At 60.9% G+C, this 14,660-nt stretch carries 13 protein-coding genes; 9 read left to right on the forward strand and 4 right to left on the reverse strand.

The genetic code is table 11. The features are described from left to right. Nucleotides 1-283: 283 nt before the first annotated feature. Nucleotides 284-739 (forward strand): DciA family protein, encoded by a 456-nt coding sequence (locus tag V6607_RS26290; RefSeq protein WP_008432358.1) that lies wholly within the window; start codon nt 284-286, stop codon nt 737-739. Nucleotides 740-860: 121 nt separating this feature from the next. On the opposite strand, the gene V6607_RS26295 is transcribed toward V6607_RS26290, so the two are convergent. Further along, nucleotides 861-2,339 (reverse strand): helicase HerA-like domain-containing protein, encoded by a 1,479-nt coding sequence (locus tag V6607_RS26295; RefSeq protein WP_102605694.1) that lies wholly within the window; start codon nt 2,337-2,339, stop codon nt 861-863. 196 nt (nt 2,340-2,535) lie between these two features. Here V6607_RS26295 and V6607_RS26300 point away from each other — a divergent pair, with 196 nt between their 5' ends. Further along, nucleotides 2,536-4,425, forward strand: a complete 1,890-nt coding sequence (locus tag V6607_RS26300) for a methyl-accepting chemotaxis protein (protein ID WP_003209766.1) — start codon at nt 2,536-2,538, stop codon at nt 4,423-4,425. A 10-nt stretch (nt 4,426-4,435) separates the two neighbouring features. Here the strand turns inward: V6607_RS26300 and V6607_RS26305 are convergent, their stop codons facing one another. After that, nucleotides 4,436-4,636 carry a hypothetical protein gene (locus V6607_RS26305; RefSeq protein ID WP_023659227.1) on the reverse strand — a complete coding sequence of 67 codons (201 nt, stop codon included), beginning with the start codon at nt 4,634-4,636 and terminating at the stop codon, nt 4,436-4,438. 84 nt (nt 4,637-4,720) lie between these two features. Continuing rightward, nucleotides 4,721-5,569 (reverse strand): formyltetrahydrofolate deformylase, encoded by an 849-nt coding sequence (gene purU / locus V6607_RS26310; protein WP_003209762.1) that lies wholly within the window; start codon nt 5,567-5,569, stop codon nt 4,721-4,723. A gap of 349 nt (nt 5,570-5,918) precedes the next feature. Between purU and mvaT the strand changes: the two genes are divergently transcribed. Then, the gene (gene mvaT, locus V6607_RS26315) at nt 5,919-6,293 is read left to right on the forward strand and encodes a histone-like nucleoid-structuring protein MvaT (protein WP_003209760.1); all 375 of its coding nucleotides are present in this window, start codon (nt 5,919-5,921) and stop codon (nt 6,291-6,293) included. A 90-nt stretch (nt 6,294-6,383) separates the two neighbouring features. Here the strand turns inward: mvaT and sbcB are convergent, their stop codons facing one another. Continuing rightward, entirely contained in the window at nt 6,384-7,811 is a 1,428-nt protein-coding gene (sbcB, locus tag V6607_RS26320; RefSeq protein WP_134327234.1) for an exodeoxyribonuclease I, read from the reverse strand. 189 nt (nt 7,812-8,000) lie between these two features. On the opposite strand from sbcB, the gene V6607_RS26325 reads away from it, so the two are divergent. Genes V6607_RS26325 through V6607_RS26350 form a run of 6 tightly spaced genes read left to right on the forward strand, consistent with a single transcriptional unit; the run spans nt 8,001 to nt 14,656 of the window. Continuing rightward, the gene (locus V6607_RS26325) at nt 8,001-8,693 is read left to right on the forward strand and encodes an RDD family protein (RefSeq protein ID WP_134327235.1); all 693 of its coding nucleotides are present in this window, start codon (nt 8,001-8,003) and stop codon (nt 8,691-8,693) included. Beyond that, nucleotides 8,690-9,670 carry a stage II sporulation protein M gene (locus V6607_RS26330; protein WP_003214164.1) on the forward strand — a complete coding sequence of 327 codons (981 nt, stop codon included), beginning with the start codon at nt 8,690-8,692 and terminating at the stop codon, nt 9,668-9,670. The genes V6607_RS26325 and V6607_RS26330 overlap by 4 nt, the downstream gene beginning before the upstream one ends. Beyond that, the gene (locus V6607_RS26335) at nt 9,657-11,186 is read left to right on the forward strand and encodes a DUF4129 domain-containing protein (protein WP_134327236.1); all 1,530 of its coding nucleotides are present in this window, start codon (nt 9,657-9,659) and stop codon (nt 11,184-11,186) included. The genes V6607_RS26330 and V6607_RS26335 overlap by 14 nt, the downstream gene beginning before the upstream one ends. Continuing rightward, entirely contained in the window at nt 11,183-12,340 is a 1,158-nt protein-coding gene (locus tag V6607_RS26340; RefSeq protein ID WP_003214159.1) for a DUF4350 domain-containing protein, read from the forward strand. The genes V6607_RS26335 and V6607_RS26340 overlap by 4 nt, the downstream gene beginning before the upstream one ends. After that, nucleotides 12,337-13,317, forward strand: coding sequence for a MoxR family ATPase (locus V6607_RS26345; protein WP_008432346.1), 981 nt, complete (start codon nt 12,337-12,339; stop codon nt 13,315-13,317). Before V6607_RS26340 ends, V6607_RS26345 begins: the two co-directional genes overlap by 4 nt. Before the next feature lie 7 nt (nt 13,318-13,324). Next, nucleotides 13,325-14,656: a DUF58 domain-containing protein gene (locus tag V6607_RS26350; protein WP_134327237.1), complete on the forward strand. Its 1,332-nt coding sequence runs from the start codon at nt 13,325-13,327 to the stop codon at nt 14,654-14,656. The last annotated feature ends 4 nt before the right edge of the window (nt 14,657-14,660 follow it).

The following is a 14,660-nucleotide window of genomic DNA, read 5'->3' on the forward strand; positions in this document are numbered from 1 at the left end:
AGGGATGGAGGGCGCCCCGTGAGTCGCCCGAGCAGCCCTCACGGCCGCATGCGAACGAGCATTCTACCCGGAAACGTGGGTGAGGAAAGTGGCGTTATTCCACGATGCTGGCACGGCGCTCTTGGAGGGCTTGTTTAAAATAAGGGCTTTTTGCTGAACTTCAACCCATTCGGGCAATAAGTTACTCGTTGATTTAATGGATAAACTGCCGGTAATGCAATGGCGGCGGTGTCGCAGACGCTTTCTGCTACCATGGCCTCTCTGTTACTTAAGGTGTCTAGTCATGGCATTTCGCCCTCTTACGGCCCGAGCTCCCGCCGTGTTGCTTCGCGAAGCCAAGCCTTTAAAAGCCATCTTCGGCCATGCGCAACGCCTTGGTCATCTGCAACGCCTGGTAGAAAGCCAACTGCAGCCCGCCGCTCGCGAACACTGCCATGTGGCCTCGTGGCGCGAAGGCAATCTGCTGCTGATCGTCACCGACGGCCATTGGGCGACGCGCCTGCGCTACCAGCAGAAACGTTTGCAGCGCCAATTGATGGCCTTCGACGAATTCGCCAGCCTGACGCGCATCCAGTTCAAGGTGCAACCGCCGACCGTGCCGCAAGGTGCGGTGGGGCATACGATGGATTTGTCGGAAATCGCCGCCGAAACCATTCAGGCCACGGCAGACGGGATTACCGATCCGAATTTACGCGCTGCGCTGGAGCGGCTGGCCGCTCACGCCAAACCCAAAACCTGAGACCGGCGCAGAACCAAGTGTGGGAGCGGGCTTGCTCGCGAAGGTGGCGTGTCAGTCACTGGATATATTGACTGATCCACCGCTTTCGCGAGCAAGCCCGCTCCCACATTTGATCCCATCGTTATTTACGTTTGCTGCCGCCTAACAAAGACCCCAGTAACCCGCGCACCAACTGCCGGCCCATCTGATTGGCCGCCTGTTGCATCGCCGATTTCAGTGCCTTGCCTGCCGTAGTACCGAGGAAAGCACCGGCCTTGTCGGTAAAGCTTGGCTCTTCAGCGGCGGGCGTCGAATCCTCTTGCGGGCCCAAGTCCTTGCGCGCCATCAACACTTCGTACGCCGACTCACGGTCAATCGGCTTGTCATAGCGCCCCTGCAATGGCGAACTGGCAATCAGTGCTGCCCGCTCAGCTTCGCTCAGTGGCCCGATCCGCGATTGCGGCGGTGCTACCAGTACGCGTTGGACTACTTCAGGCGTCCCCTTTTCCTGCAAGGTTCCCACCAATGCCTCACCTGTACCCAACTCGGTCAGCACCGCCAGCGCATCAAATGCCGGATTGGGCCGGAAACCATCGGCCACCGCCCGCAGGGACTTCTGCTCCTTGGTGGTGAACGCCCGCAGCCCGTGCTGGATGCGCAAGCCGAGTTGCGCCAGCACGGTGTCCGGCAAGTCCCCGGGAGACTGGGTGACGAAATACACACCGACGCCTTTCGAGCGAATCAGCCGCACCACTTGCTCCAGGCGATCCTGCAGGGCCTTGGGGGTGTCGGCAAACAACAGATGCGCCTCATCGAAAAACAGCGCCAGCAGCGGCTTGTCGGCATCGCCACGTTCCGGCAGTTGCTCGAACAGTTCGGCCAACAGCCAAAGCAGGAAGGTCGCGTAGACCTTCGGCGCCTCATGCACCAGCCGGCTGGCGTCCAATAGATGAATACGCCCGCGGCCGTCACTGGCCGGTTGCAGGATGTCTTCGAGTTGCAGCGCCGGCTCGCCGAACAACGCTTCGGCACCCTGCTGCTCCAGCACCGCCAGGCGCCGCAACAGCGCCTGGCTGGAACCGATGGTCATCAAGGCCGCGTCTTCCCCGAGCAACTCCGGGTGATAGCGCAAATGGTTCAGCAGCGCCTTGAGGTCCTTGAGGTCCAGCAACAACAGGCCTTCACGATCGGCCACCTTGAAGGCTGCGTAGAGGGCCGATTGCTGGCTGTCGGTGAGCTCCAACAGGCTGCCGAGCAACAGCGGGCCCATTTCACTCATGGTGGTGCGCAACGGATGACCGGACTGGCCGTGGATATCCCACAACGTCACCGGATACGCCTTGGGCGTGTAATTAAGGAAAGGCATGCCGGCTATGCGCTCGGCGACCTTGCCCTGAGGGTTGGCCGCAGCGCCCAGGCCACACAGGTCACCCTTGATATCGGCGGCAAATACCGCGACCCCGGCGTCGCTGAAAGCTTCCGCCAGGCGCTGCAAGGTCACGGTCTTGCCGGTGCCGGTGGCGCCTGCGATCAGGCCGTGGCGGTTGGCCAGGCGCATCGACTGGGCAATCGGCTGGCCCTGAAGATCTGCACCAATAATGAGTTGCGAGGAGTCAGGCATTTTGTCACCCATGGTTAATCTTTGGCGCTGAATGGTCGATACAGATAAAGCGAGAGACCCAAAAAGTCTTGGAAAAACAGGCCGGATAATTCCTGCAGGAGCAGATGGAAATATCACACTTTTTTTGACGCAGCCATTCCGCGCGTCCCAGAAGGACGTGCATCGGATATTAAGACCATAGCGGACCCCACAAGCCATGAATAAAAATCTGCGTTTCAGCCATAAAATCCTGCTTGCCGCCGCTCTTGTCGTCATTGCCGCCTTTGCGTTGTTTACCCTCTACAACGACTACTTGCAGCGTAATGCGATTCGCGACGACCTGAACAACTACCTGCATGAAATGGGCGATGTCACTGCCAGCAACATCCAGACCTGGCTTACCGGGCGCATAGTGCTAATAGAAAGCGCCGCACAGAACATCGCCATCAACCCGGATTCAACCAGCGTCGCCAGCCTTCTGGAACAGAAGGCCCTGACGTCCTCGTTCATGGCCACGTACCTTGGCGACAGCAAGGGCGGCTTCGTCATCCGCCCCGATACCAAGATGCCCGACGGCTTCGACCCACGGGTACGCCCCTGGTACAAGGGCGCGCAGGGCAGCAACGGCTCAACCCTGACCGAACCCTACATTGACGCGGCCACCGGCCAGTTGATCATCTCCATCGCCACCCCCAGCACCAAGGCCGGCCAGAGTGTCGGCGTGGTGGGCGGCGACCTGAGCCTGCAAACCCTGGTAGACAACATCGGTGCCCTGAACTTCGGCGGCATGGGTTATGCCTTCCTGGTCAGTGCCGACGGTAAAGTGCTGGTACACCCGGACAAGGGCCTGGTGATGAAAACCCTGGCCGACGTCTATCCGAACAACACCCCCCGAATCAGCAGCGACTTCAGTGAAGTCGAGGTAAACGGCAAGACACGTATCGTCACCTTTACCCCGATCAAGGGCCTGCCCTCGGTGAACTGGTACCTCGGCCTGTCGGTGGATAAAGATAAATCCTTCGCCATGCTCAGCGAATTCCGCACCTCGGCGATCATCGCCACGATCATCGCCGTGGTCATCATCATCGCCCTGCTGGGCATGCTGATTCGCATCCTCCTGCAGCCACTGCACGTCATGACCCGCGCCATGGAAGACATCGCCGACGGTGAAGGCGACCTGACCCGCCGCCTGACCATCCAGAACCACGACGAATTCGGCGTGCTTGGCAGCGCTTTCAATCGTTTCGTGGAGCGGATTCACACCTCGATTCGCGAAGTTTCCTCGGCCACCGAGCAGGTCAATGAAGTGGCCCTGCGGGTGGTCAGCGCCTCCAATTCCTCGATGGTCAATTCCGACGAGCAGGCCAACCGGACCAACAGCGTCGCGGCCGCGATCAACGAGCTGGGGGCCGCCGCCCAGGAAATCGCCCGCAACGCCGCACAGGCCTCCAACCAGGCCAGCGATGCCCGGCACTTGGCCGAAGACGGTCAGCAAGTGGTGGAACGCAATATCAAGGCGATGAACCAGTTGTCGCAGATGATCAGCGCCTCCAGCACCAATATCGAAGCGCTTAACAGCAAGACAGTGAACATCGGGCAGATTCTGGAAGTGATCACCAGCATTTCCCAGCAAACCAACCTGCTGGCCCTCAACGCGGCGATTGAAGCCGCACGGGCCGGGGAAGCCGGGCGCGGCTTTGCGGTGGTGGCCGATGAAGTGCGCAACCTGGCGCACCGCACCCAGGAGTCGGCGCAGCAGGTGCAGAAGATGATCGAGGAGCTGCAAGTCGGCGCCCGGGATTCGGTCAGCACCATGAGCGAAAGCCAGCGGCACAGCCAGGACAGTGTGGAAATCGCCAACCTGGCGGGCGAGCGTCTGAACAGCGTGACCCAGCGTATCGGCGAAATTGACGGGATGAACCAGTCGGTAGCCACCGCTACCGAGGAACAGACCTCGGTGGTGGAGTCAATCAACATGGACATCACCGAGATCAACACCCTCAATCAGGAAGGTGTGGAAAACCTGCAATCAACCTTGCGGGCCTGTTCCGACCTGGAACAGCAAGCGGCGCGCTTGAAACAACTGGTGGGTAGTTTCCGGATTTGATCCCGCCGGGTCAGCGGCTGCCTTGCACAGCCGCTGACGCCTTTTCTTCAGGCAATTCGGATGTGTCCTGCAATTGTTCCCACAACTCGGCGGCGCCTGGAAACTCGGTGCCGTCCTCACTGCTCAGGTCATCCGGGTCATATCGACTCAAACAACCCTCTCCCAGCGTCGCGGGGGCTTTGGAAGTCGCCTTGTCCAGTGGATCGCTCATGCTCCAGTCCTCACCCGCGCTCAAAAAAAGGGCCTGTAGCGATTTAACGCCCAGGCCCTTCATTCTTCAATCAAAACACTTCAATCAGAACACGACAGTCTTGTTGCCGTGCACCAGTACCCGGTCTTCCAGGTGATAGCGCAGGCCGCGAGCCAGCACCATCTTCTCGACGTCACGGCCAAAACGGACCATGTCTTCGATGCTGTCGCTATGGCTGACACGCACCACGTCCTGCTCGATGATGGGACCGGCGTCCAACTCTTCGGTGACGTAGTGGCACGTTGCACCGATCAGCTTCACGCCACGCAGGGATGCCTGGTGATACGGCTTGGCACCCACAAACGATGGCAGGAAACTGTGGTGAATATTGATCACCTTGCCAGCGTATTCACTGCACAACTCCGGCGGCAGAATCTGCATGTAGCGCGCCAGTACCACGACGTCCGCATCGTGCTGCTTGACCAGGCGCGAGACCTCGGCAAAGGCCGGCTCCTTGTCCTGCGGGTTGACCGGGACGTGGTAGTACGGAATGCCATGCCACTCGACCATGCTGCGCAGGTCGTCATGGTTGGAAATCACGCAGGAGATTTCGCAGTCCAGTTCATCGCTGTGCCAGCGGTGCAGCAGGTCTGCCAGGCAGTGGGACTCACGACTGGCCATCAGGACCACGCGTTTTTTCTGTTCCGTGTCGGTGATGCGCCAGGTCATCGAGAACTCTTCAGCGATCGGCGCAAATGCCTCGCGAAATGCCTCTAGACCAAAGGGCAGCGTATCGGCACGAATTTCGTGACGCATGAAAAACCAGCCGCTGAGATTGTCCGAGTGATGGCTCGCTTCGGTGATCCAACCGTTGTGGGAAGCCAGAAAGTTACTGACCTTGGCAACGATGCCAACCCGGTCCGGGCAAGCAATCACCAGCCGAAAAGTGCGCATTAGGGGGAAACTCCAGAACTTCGCAAAGGCCGCCATTCTAGCGATTGCGCAGAAAAACTGCAGTATTCCTCAACGCTTATTCTGATCGGCTGCGTCAACCCTGCCCCTTAATAGCGTAAGGTTTTTCCCCACTATGTGTGCAAACGCGTGGACTCCGGCAGTAAGCCAAGACTTAACCAGAGTATCTTTAGGCCATCCCCCTTACTAATTAACTCAATTCCACGCTTTTGCCACAAACAACCAAAGTAAATTACATAAATGCGGCCTTAAATGTTTACTTGGGCAAACTGTCTGACTATTATTGAGCCACTATCCCCTTTCACCCAGCGCCCTGCATAAGGTAGTCCCCATGTCCCTGATCAACGAATATCGCGCCACCGAAGAAGCTATCAAAGAGCTGCAAGCCCGTTTGAAGAACCTGTCCCAAGACGACAAACTGCAAACCGAGCTGGAATTCGAAGGCAAATTGCGCACCCTGATGGGCGAATACTCCAAATCCCTGCGTGACATCATCGCGCTGCTGGATCCGGATTCGAAAGTTAAGGCTCCACGTGGCGCCGTAAAAGCTACCGGCACCAAGCGTGCACGCAAGGTTAAACAATACAAAAACCCGCACAACGGCGAAGTGATTGAAACCAAAGGTGGCAACCACAAGACTCTGAAAGAGTGGAAAGCCAAGTGGGGCGGCGACGTGGTTGAAGGCTGGGCTACCCTGCTGGGCTAAGCCTCGCCAGGACGCTGCGTGATACGCAACGCAATAAAAAACGCCAGCTTGCTGGCGTTTTTTATTGTCCGTATTTTACCGGGAAGCTGATTACAGACTCATTCGAGTCGCTAAGGCATCAACATACTCCTGCCATTCATCAAGCACCTGGCGCTGAAACGGTGTGGCACTAACAGCCAACTCAAGACACGCCTGCTTAAAACCCTCAAGGGTGTTTGGCGCGCCCCATTGAGGGTCTGACAAACGTTGCTGACAGAAAACTCTCCAGCGTTGTTGCTCTTCACTATTCAAGGTGTCTGGAAAGTTGCGTGCACGATAGCGAAATAATAATTCAGGCAAACGTTCATCATCGAAAGGCCATTGCTGGCGCGCTAGTTGCGCCGGCTCGGCGACTCTCACTTGCTCACATAAACGTCGATCACGATCCCCGATAAAACCATCGTATAGCTGCTGCTCGGGATCGGCGCTTGGCGCAAAATCTTCCTCGGCGTAAATCGCCGCCAGTTTATCGCGCCATAGTTCCTGTGCGTCGCTTAGCCGCAGGGCCCGCGCCTCACACTCATCCATATCCAGCTGCAAACGCTCGCGGTCTTGCGGCCGAAGCACGCTCAACGGTGCGACCACCGGGCAACGATTGATGTGCAGCAACTTGAGCGGTACCGGCAATTCACCTTCGGCCAGTTCGTCGCGGCGGATATATAAGCGCCGGCGCAAGGTATCGGCGTCCTCGTCCAACAGCCCTTGCGGATCGAGCCCCAGGTCGCAGACGATCAATGCATTGCGATTGCGCGGGTGCCACGCCAGCGGCAGCACCACCCCCAGGTAATGACGCTCGGCAGAAAAACGACCGGAAATATGCACCATCGGCTGCAACAACCGCACCTGGTCCATGACCCGTTGTTTGCTGCGCAGTTGAAACAGCCAGTCATAGAGCTTGGGTTGCTTCTCGCGGATCAACCGGGCCAGGGCGATGGTGGCGCGCACATCGGACAAGGCGTCGTGGGCCTGGCCGTGGTCGATGCCGTTGGCGGCCGTCAACCGCTCAAGCTTGAGGGTGACGCGCCCGTCCTGTTCCGGCCAGACGATCCCGTCAGGGCGCAGGGCGTAGGCAGTGCGCACCACGTCGATCAGGTCCCAGCGGCTGTTGCCGCCTTGCCATTCCCGGGCATAGGGATCGAAGAAATTGCGGTACAAGCTGTAGCGCGTCATCTCATCGTCAAAACGCAAGGTGTTGTAGCCGGCCCCGCAAGTGCCCGGGGTGGCCAGCTCGGCGTGCACCCGGGTCATGAAGTCGGCTTCGGCCAGGCCTTTTTCCGCCAGCACGCCGGGAGTGATGCCAGTGATCGCGCACGCTGCCGGATGCGGCAGGATATCGTCGCTGGGGTGGCAGTAGAGATTGACCGGCGGCCCGACCTCGTTAAGCTCGAGGTCGGTGCGAATACCGGCTACCTGCAGCGGGCGGTCGGTACGCGGATTGATGCCGGTGGTTTCATAGTCGTACCAGAAAATGGTGGTCACGGGCTATTCCTGTGCTGAAGACCGGCAAAGTCTAGGCGCTTGCAGGCATCGGGGGCCAGCGCTGTGTTCCCTGTACAAATATTCAGTAAATCGTTGAGTGGTTGCTTCCACCGTCGACACTGCTAGCATCGGTCTTTCCAACCCCGCCGCTGCCGCCCAGGCGCCAGCGCCGCACTGCCAAGGACCGCGATGCCACCTGCGCCACTGGATACCCGCTACCAGATCGAGACCCCGGAGGGTATCGACCTGCCCCTGCGCCCGGCCGGCCTGCTGGTACGCTCACTGGCCTTTGCCTTCGACCTGGGTTTGCGCGGCCTGATTCTCGGCATCCTGTTTAGCGCATTGGCCTTTCTCGGCAACCTGGGCATTGGCCTGGGTTCGCTACTGCTGTTCCTCGTCAGTTGGTGGTACATGGTGCTTTTCGAAGTGCTCAACCAGGGCTGCTCGCCCGGCAAACAGGTCATGGGCCTGCGGGTGGTACAGGACGACGGCACGCCCATCGGCTGGTCCGCCTCGCTGATCCGTAACCTGCTGCGCTTTGTCGACATGCTGCCCTTCGGCTATTTCCTCGGCGCCATCAGTTGCCTGCAACACCCCAACTTCAAGCGCCTGGGCGACCTGGCGGCCGGGACCCTGGTGATCTACCGCGAACAACCGCTTTCCCGCCCGCAAGTGCCCCAGGCCCCGGCGCTGCGCCTGCCGTTCGCCCTTGAGCTGAACGAACAACGGGCGATTCTCAGCTTCGCCGAACGCCAGGGCGAGCTGTCGGCCGAACGGGTCAACGAACTGGCCGCTATCCTGGCCACGCCCCTGCAGGTCTCCCCTGCCCGCGCCGTGGCAGAACTCAACGGTGTGGCCCGCGGATTGTTGGGGCCAGCATGAAACAGAGTCTTTTCGAAAGCCGCCATCAGCCACAATGGCAAGCCTTTGCCGAGCAATTGACGCAGTTGGAGAAAGGCAAAGCCAAAGGCGCCGACTTCGTCGACTTCCCTCATCAATACCGGCAGTTGTGCCAGCACCTGGCCCTGGCCCAGGAGCGCGGCTACAGCAGCTACCTGGTGGACCCGTTGCAGCAGCTTGCCTTGCGCGGCCATCAACAGTTGTATCGTCATCGCAGCCGGATGGGGGCAAACGTGCTGAGCTTCCTGCTGGCCGATTTCCCCAGGCTGGTTCGCGCGCAATGGCCATTTGTGCTGGCTGCCGGCCTGCTGTTCTTTGGCAGCCTGCTCGGCATTGCCTTGCTGGTGTACCTGTTTCCGGACTTGATCTACAGCATCGTCAGCCCTCGGCAGGTGGCCGAGATGCAGGCCATGTACAACCCCGATGCCAGCCGCCTGGGCCGGGCAGCCGAACGCGCTTCCAGCGAAGACTGGATGATGTTCGGCTACTACGTGATGCACAACATCGGTATCGCCTTCCAGACCTTTGCCGCCGGGCTGCTGTTCGGCCTGGGCAGCGTATTTTTCCTGTTCTTCAATGGCCTGATCATTGGCGCCGTTGCCGGGCACCTGACGCAAATCGGCTACGGGCAAACGTTCTGGTCATTTGTCATCGGCCATGGCGCCTTCGAGCTCAGCGCAATTGCCCTGGCTGGCGCGGCTGGCCTGCAACTGGGCTGGGCGCTGATTGCACCGGGGCCCCTCACCAGAGGCGAATCCCTGCGCCTGGCCGCGCGCAAAAGTGTGCAAATGATTTGTGGTGTGATGGTGTTCCTGCTGATCGCCGCGTTTATCGAGGCGTACTGGTCGTCCACCAATGCCGTGGCGCCGTGGGTCAAGTACCTGGTCGGCACCGCCCTGTGGTTGCTGATGGCGGCCTACCTGCTGTTTGCCGGACGGAATCGCCATGCGCCTGAGTGATGCCAGCGTCGTGATCCGCCCGCGTACCTCCTGGGAGGCCATGGACCTCGGCATCCTGCTGGCCCGGGAACATCGGCTGCTGTTGATGAGCAGTTGGGCCATCGTGACCTTGCCGGTCTTCGCCCTGTTCAGCGTGCTGCTGTGGAATCACCCCACCACCGCGCTGTTGCTGTTCTGGTGGTTGAAACCGGCATTCGACCGCCTGCCACTGTATATCCTGTCCAAGGCCCTGTTCGGCGAAACACCCAGCCTGAAACAAGCGCTGCGCCAATCGCCGCGGCTGCTCAAGGGCCAACTGCTGGCCAGCCTGACCTGGCGGCGCTTCAGCCTCAGCCGTAGCTTCGAGATGCCGGTGGTCCAGCTCGAAGGGCTGCAAGGCCAGGCGCGCCAACAACGTCTCGGGGTGTTGCAGCAGCGCAACGCAGGCGCCGCGCGCTGGCTGACCCTGATCGGGGTGCACCTGGAAATCGCCCTGTGGTTCGGGTTGATGGCCATGTTCTATTTCTTCCTGCCGCAAGAGGTCGAACGCGACTGGGATTGGCAGCAACTGGTGCTCACCGCCGGCCACGACTGGCGTTGGCTGGAGCACCTGACCAACATGTTCTACGCCTTGATCCTGGTGTTCTGGGAGCCGATCTATGTCGCCTGTGGCTTCAGCCTTTACCTGAACCGCCGCACGGTGCTGGAAGCCTGGGACCTGGAACTGGTGTTCCGCCGAATGCGCCAGCGCCTGAGCGGTGTGGCGTCGCTGCTGTTGCTGGTGGCCGGGCTGACGCTGATTCCGCCGATCCCATCGGCATGGGCTGATGAACCGGTTCCCCAAACGCCGCTGACTACACAATCGGCCAGTCACTCGATCAAGACGCTGTTGGAGCAGCCACCGTTCAAGAACCCGGAAACGCTCACTCGTTACCGCTTCGGCGAGGATAAAGCAGCCGACAAAAACAAAGCGGCAGGTGATGCCAAGCTGCCAGCCTGGCTGGAAGCATTGCTGAAAAACCTCAATAGTGATTCGTTCAAGCACATCGCCAAGGGCCTTGAAGTACTGCTCTGGGGATTGCTGGCAGGTGGCCTGGCACTGGTGATCTGGCGCTACCGCGACTGGCTGCATGCCTTTGTCAGCCGCCGCAGCCCGCGCAAACCCAAGGCTGCCAAACCCGTGCCTTCGCAGCTGTTCGGCCTTGAACTGGGGGCTGACACCTTGCCCGAAGACATCGCAGGCGCCGCCGAACAGCTGTGGGCAACACAGCCCCGGGAAGCCCTCGGCCTGCTCTACCGTGGGTTGCTCAGCCGCTTGCTGCACGACTTCAACCTGCCGCTGAAAAGTGCCGACACGGAAGGTGAAGTCCTGGAACGTATCCGCCAACTGCAACAACCGCAGCTGCTGGCATTCAGCGGTGAGCTGACCCGTTACTGGCAAAACCTTGCCTATGGCCATCGCCTGCCGCCTGCCTTGGCGCAACAACAGCTATGCAGCGATTGGCGAACCCTGTTCGGCTCGGGAGCGGCGCAATGAACCGGCCGTTGCTGTGGGTCGGGCTGCTGGTCGCGGGCTTGCTGGCAGCAGGCGGTTTTTATGCCTGGCACACGGCGATTCCTTATCAGGAAGTGGTCGATCGCGGCCCTTCACCCGAAGCCCTGGCCAACCCCTACCTGGCAGCTGAACACTTTCTGCGCCAGCAGGGCCTGGTGGTGGAACATGCCAACAGCCTCGAACGGCTGGCCAGCCTTTCGCCCAAGGGCAACAGCCTGCTGTTGCTGGGCGAGCGCAGCAACATGAGCCCGCCCCAGGTTGATCAATTGCTGCAGTGGACCCGGGCTGGCGGCCATCTGCTGCTGGTAGCCGAAGCGCTGTGGGATGAGGACACCGGTGAAAGTGGCGACCTGTTGCTGGATCGTGTGCAGATACACCAATCCTTCAGTGAAGAATTCGACGCTCCGGCACCCGCGCGTAAAAAGAAAACGCCGGACCTGACCAAACTCTATGTGGACAACGAAACAGCGCCGGCCTATTTCAGCTTCGACACCGACTTCAACCTCACCGACCCCAGGCACCTGGCACAATTCTCGGCCAACAGCGCCCGGTCGACGCACCTGATGCAGGTCAACCTCGGGCAAGGGCGTGTGACCGTGGTCACCGACAGCGACCTGTGGAAAAACCCGGGCATCGGCCTGCACGATAACGCGTGGCTGCTCTGGTACCTGAGCCAGGGCACCCAGGTCACACTGCTGTTCAACACTGATGTCGAGGACCTGTTCAGCCTGTTGTTGCGCTACTTCCCCCAGGCACTGGTGGCACTTGCCGCACTGATCGCCCTGGGCCTCTGGCACGCCAGCCTGCGCCAGGGTCCGATCCGGCAACCGGCGCCCAAGGCACGGCGGCAATTGCAGGAACACTTGAACGCCAGTGCCGACTTCCTGTTGCGCCGCAGCGGGCAAGACAGCTTGCTGCAAGCTTTGCAGCGCGACATCCAGCGCACCGCTCGGCGCCGTCATCCCGGGTTCGAACACCTCGATACAGCCGAACAATTGCGGGTGCTTGAACGCCTGACCCGCCAACCCTCCCTTGTTATCAGCCAGGCCCTTGGCCCACCTGCGACGAAACGGCTCTCCAGCGCCGATTTCAGCCGCCAGGTGGCCTGCCTGCAAACCCTCAGGAATGCCCTATGAGCGAATTTCCCGCCACTGACCCGATTCAGCGCGCCAGCCAACTGGCCCAGGCCTTGCGCGTCGAACTGCGCAAGGCGGTTATCGGTCAGGACCCGGTGATCGATGACGTGCTCACGGCGTTGATCGCGGGCGGCCATGTGTTGCTTGAAGGGGTTCCCGGCCTGGGCAAGACCTTGCTGGTACGCGCGCTGGCACGCTGTTTTGGAGGCGAGTTCGCGCGCATCCAGTTCACCCCGGACCTGATGCCCAGCGACGTGACCGGCCATGCCGTATACGACCTGCATACCGAACAGTTCAAGCTGCGCAAGGGACCGTTGTTCACCAACCTGCTGTTGGCTGACGAGATCAACCGTGCCCCGGCGAAAACCCAGGCAGCGTTGCTGGAAGCCATGCAGGAACGCCAGGTAACCCTTGAAGGCGAGGCGCTGCCCATCGGCCAGCCGTTCATGGTACTGGCCACCCAGAACCCCATCGAGCAGGAAGGTACTTACCCGTTGCCCGAAGCCGAACTGGACCGTTTCATGCTCAAGGTGCGCATGGACTATCCCGAGGCACAGCAGGAACTGGACATGGTGCGCGAAGTCACCCGCTCGTCCCGAGCCGACATGCTCGACGTACAGCCGCTGCGCACGGTGCTGCAAGCCGAAGACGTGCTGCTGTTGCAACAGATTGCCAGCGAGTTGGCGCTGGATGAGCAGGTGCTCGACTACGCCGTGCGCCTGGCCCGCACTACGCGCAGTTGGCCGGGCCTGACCATCGGCGCCGGGCCCCGGGCCTCCATCGCCCTGGTTCGCGGTGCACGGGCTCGGGCCTTGCTGCGCGGGGGCGAGTTCGTGACCCCGGACGACATCAAGGGCTGCGCCCTGGCAGTGTTGCGCCATCGGGTGCGTATTGCCCCGGAGCTGGATATCGACGGGTTGGAAGTCGACCAGGTGCTCCGGCAATTGCTGGACCAAGTCCCGGCGCCACGCCAATGAGACGCCCATGAGACCAACCCGCCTGCTGTTGACCTGGCTCGGTGTACTGCTGGGCCTGAGTATCCTGCTCGGCGCACTGGTGGCGCTACAGGTCAAGGTGCCAGACGCCCTGCACTCAGTGACGTGGGGCCTGCTGCTGGCCCTGTTGCTGCTGGCCTTGCTGGATGCCAGCCGCCTGCGCCGCCGGCCGTCCCCGCGCGTGCGACGGCAGATGCCCGGCAGCCTGGCACTGGGGCGCTGGGGGGAAGTGCGGGTAACCCTGGAGCACGATTATCCCCAGCCGTTGGCGGTCCAGGTATTCGATCATGTGCCTGACGGCCTGGCGGTGGAGGACCTGCCGCAGTCCATCGAACTGCGGCCCGGCGAGCACAGTGAACTGGGTTATCGGCTAAGGCCCCAAAGGCGCGGGCATTTCAGCTTTACCCGCTGTGAAGTGCATCTGCCCAGCGCCCTGGGGCTATGGTCGGCCCGGCGCCTGATCGACGTCAGCGACGCAACCCGGGTCTACCCGGACTTCGCACGCCTGTATGGCGCGCAGTTGCTGGCGGTGGACAACTGGCTCAACCAGCTGGGCGTACGCCAGCGGCAACGGCGTGGGCTGGGCCTGGAGTTTCACCAGCTGCGTGAGTTTCGCGAAGGTGACAGCCTGCGCCAGATCGACTGGAAAGCCACCGCCCGGCAACGCACGCCCATTGCCAGGGAGTACCAGGACGAGCGCGACCAGCAGATCATGTTCATGCTCGATTGTGGCCGCCGTATGCGCAGCCAGGACGCCGAACTGTCGCACTTCGACCACGCGCTCAACGCCTGCCTGCTGCTCAGTTATGTAGCCTTGCGCCAGGGCGATGCCGTAGGGCTGTGCACATTTGCCTGCGACCAGCCGCGCTACCTGGCGCCGGTCAAGGGCAGTGGCCAGCTCAACCTGTTGCTGAATGCGGTGTATGAACTGGACACGTCCCGGCGTACGGCCGATTACCAGGCGGCCGCCAGCCAACTGCTGGCCCGGCAGAAACGTCGCTCGCTGGTGATCGTAGTGACCAATTTGCGGGATGAGGAAGATGAAGAGTTACTCAGCGCCGTAAAGCGCATCAGCCGCCAGCACCGGGTAATGGTCGCAAGCCTGCGGGAGGAGGTCCTTGACCAGTTACGCCAGGCTCCCGTGCAAACCCTGCCCGAAGCCCTGGCCTACTGCGGCACGATCAACTATCTCAATACCCGGGACGAACTCCACGACCGCTTGAACGCCCACGGGCTGTCGGTACTGGACACACTGCCTTCGGACCTGGGTGCCGCCCTGGTGACCCGCTACCTGGGCTGGAAAAAAGCCGGCGCGCTATGAACGC

Origin of the sequence: Pseudomonas sp. KK18 (assembly GCF_037094675.1) — a bacterium.
In the GTDB taxonomy this organism is placed as follows: Bacteria; Pseudomonadota; Gammaproteobacteria; order Pseudomonadales; family Pseudomonadaceae; genus Aquipseudomonas.

Bases quoted from the DNA above. Each gene is read 5' to 3' on its own strand.
- V6607_RS26290 (WP_008432358.1), top strand. From the start codon at position 284: ATGGCATTTCGCCCTCTTACGGCCCGAGCTCCCGCCGTGTTGCTTCGC.
- V6607_RS26295 (WP_102605694.1), bottom strand. From the start codon at position 2,339: ATGCCTGACTCCTCGCAACTCATTATTGGTGCAGATCTTCAGGGCCAG.
- V6607_RS26300 (WP_003209766.1), top strand. From the start codon at position 2,536: ATGAATAAAAATCTGCGTTTCAGCCATAAAATCCTGCTTGCCGCCGCT.
- V6607_RS26305 (WP_023659227.1), bottom strand. From the start codon at position 4,636: ATGAGCGATCCACTGGACAAGGCGACTTCCAAAGCCCCCGCGACGCTG.
- purU (WP_003209762.1), bottom strand. From the start codon at position 5,569: ATGCGCACTTTTCGGCTGGTGATTGCTTGCCCGGACCGGGTTGGCATC.
- mvaT (WP_003209760.1), top strand. From the start codon at position 5,919: ATGTCCCTGATCAACGAATATCGCGCCACCGAAGAAGCTATCAAAGAG.
- V6607_RS26325 (WP_134327235.1), top strand. From the start codon at position 8,001: ATGCCACCTGCGCCACTGGATACCCGCTACCAGATCGAGACCCCGGAG.
- V6607_RS26330 (WP_003214164.1), top strand. From the start codon at position 8,690: ATGAAACAGAGTCTTTTCGAAAGCCGCCATCAGCCACAATGGCAAGCC.
- V6607_RS26335 (WP_134327236.1), top strand. From the start codon at position 9,657: ATGCGCCTGAGTGATGCCAGCGTCGTGATCCGCCCGCGTACCTCCTGG.
- V6607_RS26340 (WP_003214159.1), top strand. From the start codon at position 11,183: ATGAACCGGCCGTTGCTGTGGGTCGGGCTGCTGGTCGCGGGCTTGCTG.
- V6607_RS26345 (WP_008432346.1), top strand. From the start codon at position 12,337: ATGAGCGAATTTCCCGCCACTGACCCGATTCAGCGCGCCAGCCAACTG.
- V6607_RS26350 (WP_134327237.1), top strand. From the start codon at position 13,325: ATGAGACCAACCCGCCTGCTGTTGACCTGGCTCGGTGTACTGCTGGGC.